The sequence below is a fragment of the Streptomyces sp. NPDC097981 genome (assembly GCF_040302565.1).
Classification (GTDB): Bacteria; Actinomycetota; Actinomycetes; order Streptomycetales; family Streptomycetaceae; genus Streptomyces.
Genome location: NZ_JBEORW010000007.1, coordinates 118,296 through 134,217, shown reverse-complemented (window position 1 = coordinate 134,217; position 15,922 = coordinate 118,296). Strand labels below are relative to the sequence as shown.

At 73.1% G+C, this 15,922-nt stretch carries 17 protein-coding genes and 1 pseudogene; 12 read left to right on the top strand and 6 right to left on the bottom strand.

The window, feature by feature from the left end:
* The first annotated feature begins 32 nt into the window (after positions 1 to 32).
* From ABTY04_RS09540 to ABTY04_RS09505, 8 genes are all read left to right on the top strand, one after another.
* Positions 33 to 644 carry a nucleoside/nucleotide kinase family protein gene (locus tag ABTY04_RS09540; protein WP_352212771.1) on the top strand — a complete coding sequence of 204 codons (612 nt, stop codon included), beginning with the start codon at positions 33 to 35 and terminating at the stop codon, positions 642 to 644.
* Between the two features lie 261 nt (positions 645 to 905).
* A complete protein-coding gene (locus tag ABTY04_RS09535; RefSeq protein ID WP_352212770.1) occupies positions 906 to 1,556 on the top strand; it encodes an RNA polymerase sigma factor in 651 nt (216 codons plus the stop codon).
* 947 nt (positions 1,557 to 2,503) lie between these two features.
* Complete coding sequence (locus ABTY04_RS09530; RefSeq protein WP_352212867.1) at positions 2,504 to 3,310, top strand: IclR family transcriptional regulator domain-containing protein; 807 nt, start codon at positions 2,504 to 2,506, stop codon at positions 3,308 to 3,310.
* 109 nt (positions 3,311 to 3,419) lie between these two features.
* Positions 3,420 to 3,755 (top strand): hypothetical protein, encoded by a 336-nt coding sequence (locus tag ABTY04_RS09525; RefSeq protein WP_352212769.1) that lies wholly within the window; start codon positions 3,420 to 3,422, stop codon positions 3,753 to 3,755.
* Between the two features lie 131 nt (positions 3,756 to 3,886).
* Positions 3,887 to 4,480, top strand: a complete 594-nt coding sequence (locus tag ABTY04_RS09520; RefSeq protein WP_352212768.1) for a hypothetical protein — start codon at positions 3,887 to 3,889, stop codon at positions 4,478 to 4,480.
* 105 nt (positions 4,481 to 4,585) lie between these two features.
* Positions 4,586 to 4,831: a ferredoxin gene (locus tag ABTY04_RS09515; RefSeq protein WP_352212866.1), complete on the top strand. Its 246-nt coding sequence runs from the start codon at positions 4,586 to 4,588 to the stop codon at positions 4,829 to 4,831.
* Positions 4,824 to 6,215, top strand: coding sequence for an NAD(P)/FAD-dependent oxidoreductase (locus tag ABTY04_RS09510; protein ID WP_352212767.1), 1,392 nt, complete (start codon positions 4,824 to 4,826; stop codon positions 6,213 to 6,215). The genes ABTY04_RS09515 and ABTY04_RS09510 overlap by 8 nt, the downstream gene beginning before the upstream one ends.
* 26 nt (positions 6,216 to 6,241) lie before the next feature.
* Positions 6,242 to 7,480, top strand: coding sequence for a cytochrome P450 (locus ABTY04_RS09505; protein WP_352212766.1), 1,239 nt, complete (start codon positions 6,242 to 6,244; stop codon positions 7,478 to 7,480).
* 11 nt (positions 7,481 to 7,491) lie between these two features.
* Here ABTY04_RS09505 and ABTY04_RS09500 read toward each other — a convergent pair whose 3' ends face one another.
* The 6 genes and pseudogenes from ABTY04_RS09500 to ABTY04_RS09475 all read right to left on the bottom strand — a co-directional run bounded on the left by ABTY04_RS09500 (position 7,492) and on the right by ABTY04_RS09475 (position 11,941).
* Positions 7,492 to 8,610 carry a zinc ribbon domain-containing protein gene (locus ABTY04_RS09500; RefSeq protein ID WP_352212765.1) on the bottom strand — a complete coding sequence of 373 codons (1,119 nt, stop codon included), beginning with the start codon at positions 8,608 to 8,610 and terminating at the stop codon, positions 7,492 to 7,494.
* A 106-nt stretch (positions 8,611 to 8,716) separates the two neighbouring features.
* A pseudogene (locus ABTY04_RS09495) lies at positions 8,717 to 8,857 on the bottom strand (IS607 family transposase); the annotation flags it as partial.
* 17 nt (positions 8,858 to 8,874) lie between these two features.
* A complete protein-coding gene (locus tag ABTY04_RS09490; protein WP_352212764.1) occupies positions 8,875 to 9,180 on the bottom strand; it encodes an excisionase family DNA-binding protein in 306 nt (101 codons plus the stop codon).
* A 119-nt stretch (positions 9,181 to 9,299) separates the two neighbouring features.
* Entirely contained in the window at positions 9,300 to 9,977 is a 678-nt protein-coding gene (locus ABTY04_RS09485; protein ID WP_352212763.1) for an HAD family acid phosphatase, read from the bottom strand.
* A 90-nt stretch (positions 9,978 to 10,067) separates the two neighbouring features.
* The gene (locus ABTY04_RS09480) at positions 10,068 to 10,826 is read right to left on the bottom strand and encodes a 3-hydroxybutyrate dehydrogenase (protein ID WP_352212762.1); all 759 of its coding nucleotides are present in this window, start codon (positions 10,824 to 10,826) and stop codon (positions 10,068 to 10,070) included.
* Positions 10,827 to 10,939: 113 nt separating this feature from the next.
* On the bottom strand, positions 10,940 to 11,941 hold the full coding sequence (locus ABTY04_RS09475) for a CE1 family esterase (protein ID WP_352212761.1): 1,002 nt from the start codon (positions 11,939 to 11,941) through the stop codon (positions 10,940 to 10,942).
* An 85-nt stretch (positions 11,942 to 12,026) separates the two neighbouring features.
* On the opposite strand from ABTY04_RS09475, the gene ABTY04_RS09470 reads away from it, so the two are divergent.
* The 4 genes from ABTY04_RS09470 to ABTY04_RS09455 all read left to right on the top strand — a co-directional run bounded on the left by ABTY04_RS09470 (position 12,027) and on the right by ABTY04_RS09455 (position 15,780).
* The gene (locus tag ABTY04_RS09470; protein WP_352212760.1) at positions 12,027 to 12,995 is read left to right on the top strand and encodes a LysR family transcriptional regulator; all 969 of its coding nucleotides are present in this window, start codon (positions 12,027 to 12,029) and stop codon (positions 12,993 to 12,995) included.
* On the top strand, positions 12,992 to 13,864 hold the full coding sequence (locus tag ABTY04_RS09465) for a serine hydrolase (RefSeq protein WP_352212759.1): 873 nt from the start codon (positions 12,992 to 12,994) through the stop codon (positions 13,862 to 13,864). Before ABTY04_RS09470 ends, ABTY04_RS09465 begins: the two co-directional genes overlap by 4 nt.
* Before the next feature lie 385 nt (positions 13,865 to 14,249).
* Positions 14,250 to 15,005: a carbonic anhydrase gene (locus tag ABTY04_RS09460; protein WP_352212758.1), complete on the top strand. Its 756-nt coding sequence runs from the start codon at positions 14,250 to 14,252 to the stop codon at positions 15,003 to 15,005.
* A gap of 109 nt (positions 15,006 to 15,114) precedes the next feature.
* A complete protein-coding gene (locus tag ABTY04_RS09455; protein ID WP_352212757.1) occupies positions 15,115 to 15,780 on the top strand; it encodes a hemerythrin domain-containing protein in 666 nt (221 codons plus the stop codon).
* Positions 15,781 to 15,922: the final 142 nt, after the last annotated feature.

Below are 15,922 nucleotides of genomic sequence, written 5' to 3'. Positions count from 1 at the left end.
TCGCACCCGCGGCGCGCGGGCAGGATGGGGGGATGGAATTCACCGAACTGGAGGAACGGGCCCGCGCGCTCGCGGCGTCGGGCGCCCGCCGCGTCCTCGGCATCGCCGGGCCGCCGGGAGCCGGCAAGTCGACCCTGGCCGCACGCCTCGCGGCGGCGCTGGGGCCCGGACTGGCCGTGGTCGTACCGATGGACGGGTTCCACCTGGCCCAGGCCGAACTGGAGCGTCTGGGCCGGGCCGACCGCAAGGGCGCCCCGGACACCTTCGACGCCGCCGGGTACGCGGCGCTGCTCGGCCGCCTGCGCACACCCGCGGCCGCGGCGGTCTACGCCCCGGCCTTCGACCGTTCGCTGGAGGAGCCGGTCGCAGGGAGCATCCCCGTCGCCCCCGCGGTGCGCCTGGTGATCACCGAGGGCAACTACCTGCTGTACGAGGCGGGGGAGTGGGCGGGGGTACGGGCGCTCCTCGACGAGGTCTGGTTCCTCGCGCCCGACGACGGTCTGCGCGTGCGGCGCCTCGTCGACCGGCATGTCCGCCACGGCAGGGCCCCTGCCCACGCCGAGGAGTGGGTGACCCGCTCGGACGAGGCGAACGCCCGGCTGATCGCCGGCGGGCGGGCGCGGGCGGACCTGGTGGTGGAGTAGGGGCGTACGCGGTGGCAAGGGGGCGCACAGCAGCGCAGATGCGCCACTTTCCGAAAGATTTCCGTCGACAGCCGTGCACAATCGGGCGTCTTTTCCGATGGGGTGGTGTTGGGGGAGCAGCCGGTCCGTCCGGCCGCTGGATGTGTGGGGGCATGCCCGTTCCGTTCACTTCACCGGAAGGTTTCGCGCCGACGTGAATCCTGTCCAGACCGTCACTCCCGTGCTGATACTCGTCGCCTTCGACGCCGTCAGGAGACATCCATGCCTGCCGGGTGCGAGGACCCGGGCCGCGACCGCTCGTACCGGCGACGACCGGGATCCCTGGAGGAGCGCATGAGCGAGGGCGAGTTCGACCCGTCCGGGGACCGGGCGGTCTCCAGCGAGCTGGCCGGCGTCCTGCCGGTCGAGTTCAGCGCGTTCCACTCCCAGCACCACCGCGCCTACCTGCGCTACGCACACCTGCAACTGGGCTCCCGCCAGGACGCCGAGGACGTCGTCGACGACGTGTTCACCTTCCTGCTGAAGGTGTGGCGCCAGGCGCTGAAGGAAGCGAGCCTCCACGGCTTCGCCTGGGCGGTGCTGCGCGAACACGTCGCACGCAGACTGGCGCTGCTGGGCCGGTCCGGGGCGATGGTCGAGACGGCCTGGTTCGCCGCCCTGCGCCGCGCCTCCCGGCAGCGGATGGAGCTGCTGGAATCCAAGCTCGGCCTGTACGCGGCGGTCGCGTGCCTGCCCGAACGGCACTACGACGTGGTGTTGCTGGGCTTCCTGCTGGGGTACGACCACGGAACCGTCGGCCGGACGATGGGGATCTCTCCTGCGGCGGTCCGTTCGCACATTCGAGGCGCAAGCCGAATCCTGTCCCAGAAGCTCGGGGCGGACTGGGCTCCTGCAGAGGAGAAGGGCCAGTGAGCGACATGACGACCGACCGCGACGCCGTGACGGGTGAGGAGCTGGCGGCGGCACTGGAGCAGGCACGGGTGCTGATGGAGGAGTACGCCGGCTACGACGAGGACGCCGCCCGGCGGCGCATCGCGCGCCGCATCGCGGCGGACCGGGCCCGTTCGGCGACGGGCGCCGCCAGCCGGTGCGGCCTCCCCTCGCCCTCGCCCGCCGCGCCCGCGCCCGTGCCCGCACCGGCGCCCACCCCGGCGGACGACCTCGCACTGGACGCCGCCTGCCACGTACGCGCCGCGCGGGCGCTGGACGACCTGGCCTGGTCCCTGGCGGAGAGCCGCACCTTCGCCGAGCTCGCCCTGGCCGCCGGAACCTGGCCGCACGGTGCGGAACCGGCGCTGCTGTTCGGCTGCCTGCTGCACCTCGCCGACCGGATGGAGGGCGCGCAGTTCTGGTTCCAGTACGCGGCGGGAGCCGGCTCGCGGACCGCGGCGCGCCTCCTCCACCTGCACCACCTCGCGCGCGCCGAGGTGTGCACCGCCCGGCACTGGAAGGCGCTGGCCGAGGCGCTGCCCCCGGACGAGGGCCTGCCGCACCTGCCGGAGATCCCGGGGAACCTGGAGGAGGCCCTCGGGGCCTCGGTCATCTGGACCTCGCCGCCGATCAGCACCCAGGACCTCACCGCCCTCACGGCCGCCCGGGGGCACGGCGGGCGGCCCCCGTACCGGCTTCCCGCCCGGCTGCGGCGGGCCGTGACGGCCCGGAGCTGGAGCGAGGACCACGACCTGGGGGAGGTGTTCCTCCTCGGCCCGCAGGTGGCGGTGGCAGTGGCCCAGCACGCGCGGCTGGACCTCCTGCACCTGACGGACGAGGCGAATGCCTGGGCCGTCGAAGCCCTGCAGGAGCCGCAGCCGGCCCGGGCCGCCCGCGGTTCGTCCGGGGAGCGGCCGGCTCCGGTCGCGATGGAATGCGTCCACCACGCGCTGCGCGTCCTGGAGGTCGTCAACCGCTACTCGGGCGGAGTGAGCCTCGCGCAGATCGCCCGCGAGACGAGGCTGCCGCAACTGGTGCTGGCCCGGGCGCTGGAGCAGCTGGTACGGGCGAACCTGGCGGCCCCGGCCGGCCCCGGCGCGTACATCAGGGGCCGGGCGCTGTTACTGGCCGGGGCGGCGACCGGTGACGGGCGCGGACACCTTCAGGAGACCCTCGCCTGGGTCCGGGACGCGGTCGGCGCCGCCGTGTACGTGGCCCGCTACTCCGACGGCGAGGTGTGCATCACCCAGTACGCCGACGGCCCGGCGACACCGCTCGTGGAGGAGTGGGTCGATTTCCGGGCCGCCGCCCACGCCTCCGCCGTCGGCAAGGCCCTGCTGGCCCAGCTCGGCACCGACGGCCGCAAGGACCACCTGTCCCGGCACCGGGCGGCCCGGTTCACCGCCCACACCATCACCCGGCAGGACCACCTCTTCCGGCAGCTCGACACCCGACGGCCGGGCGCCCCCCTGCTGGACCTCCAGGAGTACGCCCTGGGCACGGTCTGTGCGGCCCTCCCCATCACCTCGGGCCCCGACGCCGAATGCCTGGCCCTGTCCATCCCGGCCCCGGACCCGCACCGCCTGGGGCAGGCGGCCCGGATGCTGCAGAGCGAGGCCGCGGCGGTCCTGCTCGCCCTCATCGTGGCGGGCAGCACCCCGAGGGCACCCAGGACGGCCCCGCCGCGGGAGGAGGGAGCGGGCGAGCCGGGCAGCATCCTGATCACGGCGCATTAGCCCAAGGCGCGCGGCGTGGCTCCGGCCGAGTCGTGGGGGTTGCCCGGCGGCAGCTCCCACCGGTCGTCCAGAACCTCCACCCGGCTCCACCGCCGGGAAGCCGGCGCTGTTGGATGGCCACGTGGTGAGACGAAAGAGCGACAAGAAATGGCGGCCCCCCTTCGAAAGGCCGAAGGGCATCGTCCTGCTGGCGACGCCGGAAGGCTGGCGCCACAGCATCCTCGACGTGAAAGGCGCAATGATCTGCGGACGCCTCCCGGGCGTGCCGGCCGACGCCGACCCCCGGGAGGCGAAGACCGCTGCGGCCGCCATGGTGGTGGGCCTCGCGCGGGAATTCCATGAAGCCGATGTCGAAGTGACGTGGGACCCTCCCACGGAACCCCGGTCCTGGACCGGTCACGTCACCCTCGCTGCGGAAGCCGACACCACCCCGCCTGACGCCTGACGCCTCCAGGACCGCATGGCCCGGGGCCGGGTGCGTCACCCGGGCGGGTCGTCCCGCTGGCACCCGGGGCCGGTGCGCGGCTTGCTGGAGGAATGACACAGGGAGTACCGGGGAGCACCCGGGAAGACGGCATGAGCACTCCCAGGGCCGCAGGGCTGGCAGGGGTCGTCTTCGCCGTCCTGCTCGGGGCGGCGATGGTGCTCGCGCGGCTCGCGCTGCCGGGCGGGGCCGGCGGTGAGCAGGTGGAGATCACCTCCGGAGGACGGGGGGCGCTGAACACGGCGCTGCAGCTCGTCCCGTTCGCCGGCATCGCCTTCCTGTGGTTCATGGGGGCGCTGCGCGCGCACACCGGGGACGCCGAGGACCGGTTCATGGCCACGGTCTTCCTGGGCAGCGGACTGGTCTTCGTCGCCTGCCTCTTCGGTGCCGTCGCGGCCGCCGGGACCGTGCTGGCCGCCGGGGATGCCACGGGCTTCGGCCGGCATTTCGCGTACACGCTGCTCACGACGTACGGGATGCGGATGGCCGCCGTCTTCGTCCTCGCGGCCTCGATGATCGGCCGCAAGCTCGGGGTCCTTCCCAGGCCGCTGATCCTGATCGGGACTCTGGCCGGGCTGGCCCTGCTGGTGGTGGGCTCCAGCCTGCCCTGGTGTGAGCTGGTCTTCCCCGCCTGGGCCCTGATCATCAGCGTGTACATCCTGCGCGCCGCCCGCCGTTCCCCGTGACACCCACCCCCATCACCCCAATGGCCGCGCCGGACGGGCCGTTCCGCCTGCCGCGCCGCAGTCTGGCCGGGGAGCCGGAGGGGCCGACGAAAGGACTGGACCGTGCTGAGGCTTGTGGTCGATCTCAACCGGTGTCAGGGATACGCGCAGTGCGCCTTCCTCGCACCCGACGTCTTCGCGATGCACGGAGACGAAGGCCTGCTCTACGACCCGCAGGCCGAGGACGCCCATCGCGAGCGCGTGGCCCAGGCGGTCGCCGCCTGTCCCGTGCAGGCGATCCTCGTGGACGAGCTGGACATGGCGGCTGCCGCGGCCGGCGCCCCCGCCGCCGGGGAGGCATCCGATGCCTGACGGAAACCTGGACCGCCTCAAGGCTGACGGCCGGATCGTCGTCGTCGGTGCCTCGCTCGCCGGCCTGCGCGGTGCCGAGACGCTGCGCGAGAAGGGCTTCAAGGGCTCGCTGACCATGATCGGCGACGAGCCCCACGAGCCGTACGACCGGCCTCCCCTGTCCAAGCAGGCTCTGCTGGGCAAGGGCACGGCCGAGCGCACCGCGCTGCCCCGCCGCCGCGAGATCGACGCCGAATGGCGCCTCGGCGTACCGGCCAGCGGCCTCGACATGGCCGGCCGCCGGGTCAAGCTCGCCAACGGTGACGAGGTGCCCTACGACCGGCTGCTGATCGCCACCGGCGTACGGGCCCGCCCCTGGCCGAACCCGGCCGAGGCGGAACTCGACGGCGTGTTCGTGCTGCGGACCCGCGACGACGGCGCGGCCCTGGCCCGGCGGCTCGACGCCGGCCCGCGCCGGGTCCTGGTCATCGGCGCCGGGTTCACCGGCTCCGAGATCGCCTCGGCCTGCCGCGAGCGCGGACTGGAGGTCACCGTCGCCGAGCTCGGCGACGCTCCCCTCGTCGGCGCCCTCGGCGGGGTCATCGGCGCGGTCGCCGCCGAACTCCAGCGGGAGAACGGCGTCGACCTGCGCACCGGCGTCATGGTCACGGCCCTGGAGGGCGACACCACCGGACGGGTCCGTGCCGCGCAGTTCTCCGACGGCACCACGCTGGAGTGCGACGTCGTGGTCGTCTCGCTCGGTGCCCAGCGCAACACCGACTGGCTGGCCGGCTCCGGACTCGGCGCCGGCCCGCGCGGCATCGCCTGTGACGCAGGATGCCGGGCCTTCGACATCTTCGGCATCGTCACCGACGACATCTTCGTGGCGGGCGACGTCGCCCGCTCCCCGCACCCACTGTTCGGCTACCAGTTCCTGTCGCTGGAGCACTGGGGCAACGCCGTGTCCCAGGCCGAGACCGCCGCTCACAACATGCTCAGCGAGAGCAGCGACCGCCGCCCCCACATCTGGGTGCCGGCCTTCTGGTCGACCCAGTTCGGGGTGAACATCAAATCGGTCGGCGTGCCCTCGATGGGCACCGAGATCATGATCACCCAGGGCTCGCGCGCCGAGCGGCGCTTCACCGGCGTCTACGGCTACCAGGGCCGCGTCATCGGGGCGGTCACCTTCGACAACTCGCGCTGGCTCCAGTTCTACGAGAAGCAGATCGAGGCCACGGCCCCCTTCCCGCCGCCGTTCCCCACCGTCGACCGGCGCCCCGAAGGGCAGAAGCCCCTCCCCGCGGACTTCCCCGACCCGTCCGTGCCCACGCACGGACCGACCATCACCCTCAGCGGATATTCGCCGGCCGACCGGCGGATGACGTTCACCCCCGCCGGGCACTGACCCGCCCGCCCTCCGGAGGACCCGGCATGAAGCAAGGCATCCTGAGCGACATCCTCGACTACTCCAACCGCGCGAACCCGTACCCGCTCTACGAGGAACTGCGCAAGACCCCGGTGTTCCACGACGGGGACGGCCCGTACGCCATCAGCACGTACCACGACATCCTGGCCCTGCTGCACGACCCGCGGCTCAGCTCCGATGCACGCAACCTCGCCGCGACGGCCGGGGACCCGCTGGCCGAGGCCGAGGACGAGGGGGCCGGGACCCTGCCGCCCAGCTTCCTGAAGCTGGATCCGCCGGAGCACGACCGGCTGCGCCGGATGACGAACCGCCCCTTCGGCCCGCCGCACTCGCCGTACCGCATCGAGGGGATGCGCGACGACCTCCGCTCCATCGTCACCGGGCTCATCGACAACCTCGGCGACCCCGGGAACATCGACCTGGTCGACCAGTTCTCGTACCCGTTCCCCGTCACCATGATCTGCCGGCTGCTCGGTGTGCCGCGCGAGGACGAGGCCCGCTTCCACGTCTGGGCCGACACCCTGGCCGCGAGCCTGGACCCCGACCCGGACGCCGATCCGAAGGAGCGGGACAAGACCACGCACGACGCCCGGATGGAACTGGGCATGTACCTGGCCGGGCTGATCGAGGAGCGGCGCAAGAACCCCGGCGACGACATGCTCTCCCAACTGGCCCTCGGGCACGGGCCGGACGAGTCGATGAGCACGATGGAACTGCTCAGCACCGCCGCCCTGCTGCTCATCGCGGGCCATGAGACCACCGTCAATCTCATCACCAACGGGATGCTCACCCTGCTGCGCAACCCGGATGTCCTGCGGCAGCTGCGCGAGACGCCCGGGCTCGTGGTTCCCCTGGTCGAGGAGCTGCTGCGGTTCGAGCCGCCGGTGCAGCTGCTGCCACAGCGCACCCCGCTCGTCGACATCGAGGTCCGCGGGGTCACCATCCCCAAGGGCTCCTCGATGTGGCTGGTCCTCGCCTCCGGCAACCGGGACCCGCACCGCTTCGAGAACCCGGACCGCTTCGACCCGTACCGCAAGGACGTCCAGCACCTGGGGCTCGGCAGCGGCATCCACAGCTGCTTCGGCGCCCCGCTGGCCCGGCTGGAGGCCCAACTGGCGCTGAGCGAGCTGGCCCGCCGCCTGGAGAACCCGCGTCTGGTCGAGGACCCGCCGCCCTACCGTCAGAACGCGGTCCTGCGCGGCCCGCGCCACCTGCGGATCACCTGCGACGGGATCCGTTCCTGAAGCGTCTCTGATCAGCTAAGCGATCCCATGCGAACCGTAAGGTCCGGCACGGGTATTGCCCACCGTGGTGGGGAAGCGTGAGCGTGGAGGTGGAATCCCGCGCCGAGTGCTGCTCCGCGTGGCCGGTGCCGGCCTGTGGTGGGGGTGCTGATCGTGGTCACGCTCTGGTGCCGGTGGGCTGCACGGGGCAGCCGTGTCCGGTCCGTTGGCGCGTGCCCCTCCGGACGCTGGCCTGCACGACCTGAGGGCCGTGCGGGGGAGGGAACCTCACGTCGCCTGGGCGTGAGGCGGTTGGTTCGTGGCCGGGTCGGACTGGTCTTGGACCGGTCCGACCGGCTGGTCTTCGGGGTCGTCGCGATGACGGCCTTGGCCTCCATCACATCGACCACGGCGCGGATGACCATCGTGCCGCTGGCGCGGTCGGCGATGGTCTTGGTCTGGTGGGCGAGGCCGCGGGCGGCGATCCGCCGCCAGGCTCCTTGGTCCCGGTCGCCCTGCCAGCCGCACCTGGGGCAGATGGCCCACGTCCATCCCGGCACGGTGGGCCGGTCGGGGGCCTTGCGGTGCCGCAACGGGGTCAGACAGCAGGGGCAGTGCTTCGAGGTGTTGCGCGGTGGGACGGTGACGACGGCAATACCGGTCTCGGCGGCGAGGTGGCGGATGCGGTCGGCGATCTGGCCGCGCACGGTCTGGGACATGCGGGTGTTGTGGGTGCGGCCCATGCCGTCGGCTTCCATCGACCGGAGGTCTTCGAGGTAGATGACCGTGGCTCCGGCCGCGACGGCCTGGTCCACGGCCCAGCGAGCACCGGCCCAGGCGAGAGCGTCGTTGAGGTTCGAGCGTCGCTCGGAGACACGGCGGATCTCCTGAGCCAGCGTGGCGGCCTTGCCGTCCAGGGTGGAGTCGGCGAGGCGGGCGTACTGGTCAGCCTTGGCGTGCAGGCGCTCGGAGAGATTTCGCAGACGGTGCTGCTTGGCGAGTATTCCGGCGGCACGGAACTGACCGCCGGCTCCGGCGGCGGTGATCTTCCCGTCGGGGTGGAGTCGGCTCACACCCGCGCTGAGAAGGGTATTGAGGCCCCAGTCCACCCCCAACGCCACCTTGTGCCCGGTGCGCTGGGGCTTCGGCACAGGGTGGGTGTAGGCGAGGTCGGCACGGACTTTCCCGCCCGTGATGCGCAGTCACCAGGGAGACGAAATCTTCGAGGAGTTCGTCGCGGCTGCCGAGCTTCTTCGGGTGCAGCACTTCCACGGAGACCCCGTACACGGCGAACAGCCGCTTCAGCCAGCCCACCCCGAAACGCGCCAGCCGGTCCTCGTGCGTCACACGGACCACGGTCACCGAGCCGTCCGACACCATCGCCAACACCCGGTTCAGACCAGGCCGGTTCTCCTTCAGACCCGAGGCGCGGTCGCGGAGAACCTTGACGATCTCACCGGTCGAGGTACCCGCAATTCCTGCTCCTGGGCTTCCAGCGAGGACTCCTGTCCGGACGAGCCGGACACGCGCACATACAGAAGTTCAAGCCTCGGGCGAGAGGAGTCACTGCCGCGCTTCATGTTCTCCACATCGACCGAGGAGAACCGGCGCTCGCGACCGACCCACGTGTACAAGATCTTGCCGTCGAGAGCCCACTGACGAAGCGTCATCGGGTGTATCCCGAGACGCTTCGCAGCCTTGGACAAACGCAGCAACTCCATGAACACGATTATATGTGCGTAACACTAGGGATAACTAATGAAGTTGATGAGCCTCCCGGTGCAGCCGCCGGCCGCCGGTACGTGTGCCGGCGGCCGGCGGCGTGCCCGGCTGCGGCCGGCTAGGAGAGCTTGCCGTCGTAGTCCGGCAGCTTGAAGGTGCGCTCGGCATGGCCGCCGACCAGATCGCTGTTGTTGTTGCCGATGTTGGCGATGATCGTGTAGCCGCGGGCCTCGATTTCGGCGCGCTTGGCCGTCTTGTAGGCGCTGACCTCACTGAAGAGGGCGGGCAGGTCCCGGACGTACAGGTCCGTGACGGGGTAGCCGACCGCCCTGAGGTTGTGCTCGGTGAGGGACTGGACGATCCCGGGACGGGCGGTGACGAAGATGATGGCGACGCCGCGGTCGTTGGCGTACCGGGTCAGGTCGCGGACCTCGGAAATCGCCGGGGTCGGGAAGGTCCAGAACCAGTGGAAGTCCGTCTCCAGCGAGGAGTTGTCGATGTCGAGGACGATCGCGGGCTTCTCGCCGGTGGGCGACTGCGCGATGCGCTGCTCGACGTACGGGCGGGCCGTGGCCATGACGGCGGCCACGTCGCGCTTCCACGTGCCGTAGTCGATGCCGCGGATGAGCGCGTTGCCGCCGGGAGCGGAGGCGGTGGCCGCGGCCGGGGCGGCCGCCGGGGCCGGAGCGGGCGCGGTCCGGGCGGAGGCGGCGGGGGCCAGCATCAGGACGACGGTGGCCGCGGCCGTGCCGGTGGCGGCGGCGAGCAGGCGGAAGCGGGCGCGGGTGCTGCGCATGTGGGGGCGCTCCTCAGTGGCGGGAATTGGCATGTACAGGATCAGAATTGGCCAAGATCGCTCCCCTTGTCTACTGGTCGGTAGTTAATTTCAGGTGGCCGTCCAACCACCATCCAGGGGCAGCGAGGTGCCCGTGAGGTAGCCGGCGTGCGGCCCGCAGAGCCACACCGCGGCCGCGGCGACCTCCTCGGGCTCGATCAGGCGTTTGATCGCGGACCGGGTCAGCAGCACGTCGGACAGCACGTCTTCGGGACTGATGCCGTGCGCGGCGGCCTGCTGTTCGATCTGGGCCTCGACCAGGGGCGTGCGTACGTATCCGGGGCTGATGCAGTTGCTGGTCACCCCGTACGGGGCACTCTCGACCGCGGTGACCTTGCTCAGTCCCTCCAGGGCGTGCTTGGCGGCGACGTAGGCGGACTTGTAGGCACTGGCCCGCAGCCCGTGGGCGCTGGAGATGTTGACCACCCGGCCCCAGCCGGCGGCGTACATGTGCGGCAGCACGTGGCGCAGCAGCAGGAACGGCGCTGTGACCATCACCTGCTGGATCCGGGCGAAGCGCTCGGCGGGGAACTCGGTGATGGGGGCGACGTATTGCAGGCCCGCGCTGTTGACCAGGATGTCCACGGCCGCCGGCAGCTCCTCGATCGCCGCCGGGTCGGCGAGGTCGACGACGTGCGCCCGCCCGCCGACGAGTCCGGCGACGGCCCGGGCCGACTCCTCGCCGATGTCGACCACGTGCACCGTGGCACCCGCCTCGGACAGCGCGATCGCGCAGGCCCGGCCGATGCCGCTGCCGCCGCCGGTCACCAGTGCCACGCGCCCCCGAAGGGAAGGAAGTCGGCTCGTCATGGCTGAACAGTAGGGAGGCCGGGCGGGCCCGGCCCATGGCGGCGCACACCACTCTCGAACGCACAGGTGTGGTGTGCGCCGCCACCGGCGTCGCCCGGAGGCGAAGGGCACCGTCAGCGTCGCTGCGCGGCGAGGAAGTCGAGCAGGGTGCTGCTCGCGTCCAGCGCGGTGCTGACGGCGCCGAAGTCCGCGGGCGGTGGCATGGCCGACCCGGGCCAGGTGTGGCCCGCCCCGTGCAGGACGAGGAGCCGGACGGCCGCCCCCGCGGAGCCGGGCGGCCAGGTGACGGAGTCGTAGCCCGGCTTGCCCTCCTCGACGGGACCGCCCGCCCCGCCGGCGGTGGCGAACGCCTCCGCGCTCGCCCGGGCGGACATGGTCGGCGTCATGGGTTCCTCCCCCGGGCCGGCCGGGCCGGGACTGGGCAGGCCCGCGAGCGGCCGGACCGGGTCCTCGGCCCCGTAGACGATCATCGTGGACACCGCACCCGTGGGCTTCACGGCGGCGGCCCCGGTGGGCAGTTCGCCCGACACCGAGACCGCACCCGCGACCAGGTCCGGACGCTGCGCGGCCATGCGCAGGGCCATGGAGCCGCCGTTGGAGAACCCGGCGACGTAGACCCGGTGCGGATCCGCCCGGCCGGTGCGCACGAGCTCGGCGACCAGCGCCTCGGTGAACCGGACATCGGAGTCCGGATCGGGCCGCTGCGCGGTCGGAGCGGAGCCGGCGCCCCAGGCCTTGCCCAGTGCCTCGGGGTACACGAGGAGCATGCCGCGCTCGTCGGCGGCCCGGTCCAGGCCGCTCTGCCTGCGCAGGTGCTCGGCGTCGGCGCCGCGGCCGTGGAAGGCGATGAGGAGCGGCCGGGGAGCGCCGCCGTGGGCGGCGGGGCGGCGCAGCAGGTACTCCCGGGTGCCGCCGTCCACGGCCAGCCGCTCCCGGCTGGCGACGGAGACGCCGGCGGAGGCGGTCGCGGTCGCGGAGGCGGAGGCGGTGGTGGCGGGTGCGGCCGACGGCCGGGCCTCCGCCGTACAGCCGGTGAGCGCGGCAGCCAGCAGGAGGCCGCATGCCACGGAGGCGCCGAACCGGGCGCGCAGGGAGGGGAGATGTGGTGAGGACATGCCGTGAGCACAGCACCGCCGCCCGGCTCCTGTCCAAGATCTATATGGATCCCGGATCGATCAAAATTCGATATCGTTGCTGGCCGTGGACCTGATCCGGCATCTGCAGTGCTTCGTCGCCGTTGCAGAAGAAAGACACTTCGGCCGCGCCGCCGAGCTGCTCGGCATGGCCCAGCCGCCCCTGTCCCAGCGCATCCGGCGACTGGAGCGCGAGTTCGGCGTCCGCCTCTTCGAACGCACCAGCCGCCAGGTGTCGATCACCGCGGCGGGCACGGTGCTGCTGGAGGACGCCCGGCTGCTGCTCGCCCGAGCGGACGCCCTCACGGCCACCGCCCGCCGCATCCGCGACGGCGAGAGCGGGCTCCTGCGCGCCGCACTGCCGCCCGACATAGCCGGCGAGACGATCGCCGCGATCCTGGCCGCCTTCCGGCAGCACCGTCCCGGCGTCGAGCTGGAGCTGCACGAACTGTCCACCGCCGAGCAGCTGGCCCGGTTCGCCACCCGCGAGCTGGACGTCGGGCTCGTGCGGCACCCCTGCGACATCGCCGGGCTGGAACTCGGCCCGGTCCTGCGCCGCGAACTCGGCGTACTGCTGCCGTGCGAGGCCCCGGCCGCCGCGCTGGACGAGGTGCCGCTCGCCGCCCTCACGGGATACGCCCTGGTCCTGTTCCCGCGCGCCGAGGCCCCCGCCCTGCACGACGAGGTACTGAACACCTGCGCCCGGGGCGGCTACACCCCCGCCGCCGTCCGGCACGGCCGTGGCCCCGGCTTCGTCCGCGGTCTCGTCCTCTCCGCGAACGCCGTGGCTTTCGCCCCCCGTGACACCGCATCCGCCGACGCCGCGGACCCGCGCGCCGACATCGTCTGGCGTCCCCTAGCCGGCTCCCCGCTGGCCTGGCGCCACAGCGTCGCGTGGCCGCAGGGCCGGGGCGACGCCGCCGCCGGGGCCTTCGCCGAAGCGGCCACCCGCGCCCTGTGGAACACTGCGGCGGTGACCGCCGACGTACCCTCGCGGCCGCTCCACCTGCGCCCGGCAGCGGAGTACTGGCTGTGAACCACACCCTCCACCGCATCCGCACAGCCTTCTCCGAAGCCGGTGTCACCGGGTGGCTGCACGCCGTCGACATCGATTCCGGTGCGGAGATCGACGCCGGCGCGGACCACCCGGTCGTCACCGCCAGCGTGCACAAGCTCTGTCTGCTCGTCGCCCTGCACCAGCACGCCGCGGCCGGCCGCCTGGATCTCGGCGAACAGGTCGAGTGCCCCCCGGCCGACCGCACCGCCGGCCCCACCGGACTCGCCGCCATGCTCGACCCCGTACGGATGTCCCTGCGCGACGCCGCGTACCTGATGACCGCCGTCAGCGACAACGCCGCCGCCGACCTGCTCCTCGCGCGCACGGGCCTCGACGGCGTCAACGAGGCCACGGCCCGGCTCGGCCTCAGCCGTACCCTGGCCGTCCAGACCTTCCGCTCGCTCTTCGCCTCCGTACGGGAGGACGCGGGCCCCGCCGGTGCACAGGCCCTCGCCGATCCGCACGTTATAGCCCGGCTCCGCGCCCTCGACCCGGCCCGCAGCAACCGCAGCACGCCCCGCGACATGACGCGGCTGCTCGGCGCGGTCTGGCGCGACGAGGCGTGTCCCCCCGAACACGCCGCCGCGATCCGCCGGCTGCTCGGACTCCAGGTGTGGCCGCACCGGATGGCCGCCGGATTCCCCTTCGACGACGTCCACGTGGCCGGGAAGACCGGCAGCCTGCCGACCGTGCGCAACGAGGTCGGCGTCATCGAATACCCCGGCGGCGGGCGCTACGCCGTCGCCGTCTTCACCCGCGCGGCCAGCCCCGCAGCCATCCTCCCCGCGGCCGACGCGGTGATCGGCACCACCGCCCGCATCGCCGTCGACGCCCTGCGCGCGATGTAACCGGCCGGGCCGACGGCCGTGGGCCCGGGGTGCGGTGGGTGTCCTGTGGGCCGGTCATCTGCTCATCGGACACCGGCTGTACCGCCGGCCGCCGCCGCCCGGGGACCGCCCCGTGCCGTGGGGGACGGAGGGCGGCGTCACCGCCTGGGTGATCGCCGTGCTCGCCGCGTCCGAAGCGGTCCGGGCGCGCCGGGAGCAGTGTCCTGGACGAGCAGTTCGGCTGGACGGCCCTGGACGGCAAGGGCGGGGCCGGCTGATCCCCCGCCGGGCTCGGGCTGTCCACAGAATGAGACGAGTGTCTCGTTCAGGCCTGTTCCCGGCGGACATCCCGCCATTCCTCCCCGCACCCGGCCGACAGGCGCCGGAGCCGGGTTACCGTCCCGCGATGTATCCGAACATGCAGACAGCGAACGCCCCTTCGCCCAGTCGTCGCGGCCTGCTCCGCGCCGCCGTGGCGGGCTCGGCGGCCGTGGGGTCCGTCCTGACCCTCGGTTCCGCCTTTCCCGCCTCCGCCGCCCCGGCTCCCGCTCCCGCCGAGTCGGAGGCCGCCGGCCGCCCCGCCTCCCCGGAGGAGGCCCTGCGCCGGCTGGCCGCCGGCAACCGGCGCTGGCGCTCCTGCCGGCAGGAGCACCCGCGCGAGTCGCCGTCGGTGCGGCTCGAACTCACCCGGGCCCAGCACCCCTTCGCGATCGTCCTCGGCTGCGTCGACTCGCGCGTCCCTCCGGAGCTCGTCTTCGACCAGGGGCTCGGCGACCTCCTGACCGTGCGCTCGGCGGGCGAGGTGCTGGACGAGGCCGTCCTCGGCAGCATCGCGTACGGGGTCCTGGAACTGCAGATCCCGCTGGTGCTGGTCCTCGGCCACCAGTCCTGCGGGGCGGTCGGCGCAGCCGTCCACGCCGACGAGACCGGTGAGCGGCTGCCCGCGCACATCCAGTACCTGGCCGATCAGATCCGGCCGTGCATCGACCGCAGCCAGCACGGCGACGCCCGCGTCGACGCCACGATCGACGCGCAGGCCCGGCGCACCCGCGGCCGGCTCGCGGCCGAACCCGACATCGCCGGCCGCATAGCCGCCGGGAAGCTGGTCGTCGCCGCCGCCCGCTACGAGCTCCGCGACCAGAGGGTGCGCACCCTGGCGTAGACCGGGCTCCCCAGGGGCGCTGGAGCGCCGTCGTGCGCCCCTGGCGGAGAGGGCGGGCCGAGCGCCAGGCTGGAGCCCGGTACACCCACCAGGACGGGGGTCATGGTCGATGGAGAACCAGGGCAAACCGATCACCACACATGACATGGTGGTGGTCCACCGGATGTTCCGGCGCGAGTTCCGGGAGGCGCCGGGCCGGGTGCGCGGGGTGCGCCACGGCAGCCGCGCCCAGGTCAGGCTGGTCGCGGACCGGCTGGTACTGCTGCTCGACACCCTGCACCACCACCACGAGAGCGAGGACCGGCTGCTGTGGCCCAAGCTGGCCGAACGGGTCCCCGGCCAGAGTGAGTTGTGGAAGCGGATGCAGGACCGGCACGCCGGCCTTTCGGTCCACGCGGGACGGGCGAAAGCCCTGCTCGGGCCGTGGGCGGCCGGGGCGAGTGCGCACGGGGAGGAACTGGCCGCCGTACTGGAGCAGCTCTCCCGCGCCGTCGGCGAGCACTTCGACCAGGAGGAGCGCGAGGCACTGCCGCTCGTCCCGGGCGCGGTCTCGCAGGCGGAGTGGGACGAGATCGGCGCCGCGGCCGCCGCCGCCGTCCCCAGGAACAGGCTGCTGACCGTCCTCGGGATGCTCCTGAAGGAGGCGGACCCGGGGGAGCAGATCCTGATCATGGCCCATCTGCCGCTGCCGCCCCGGGTGGCCTGGCGGGCCGTCGGGGAGCGCAGCTTCCGGCGGCTGGAGGAGCGCCTGGCGCAGGCGGTGGGCCACGGGTAGCCGGCGCCCCGCGACGGTCTGCGCGGCGCCGACGAACTGCGGGTCGACGCGGTCCGCGGCCAGCGCGCGGTCCGCGTCGCCCCACCCCTCGACGTACGCGCGGGCCTCGTCGGGCGTGGGGAACGGGACGGCGCCCTCGGCC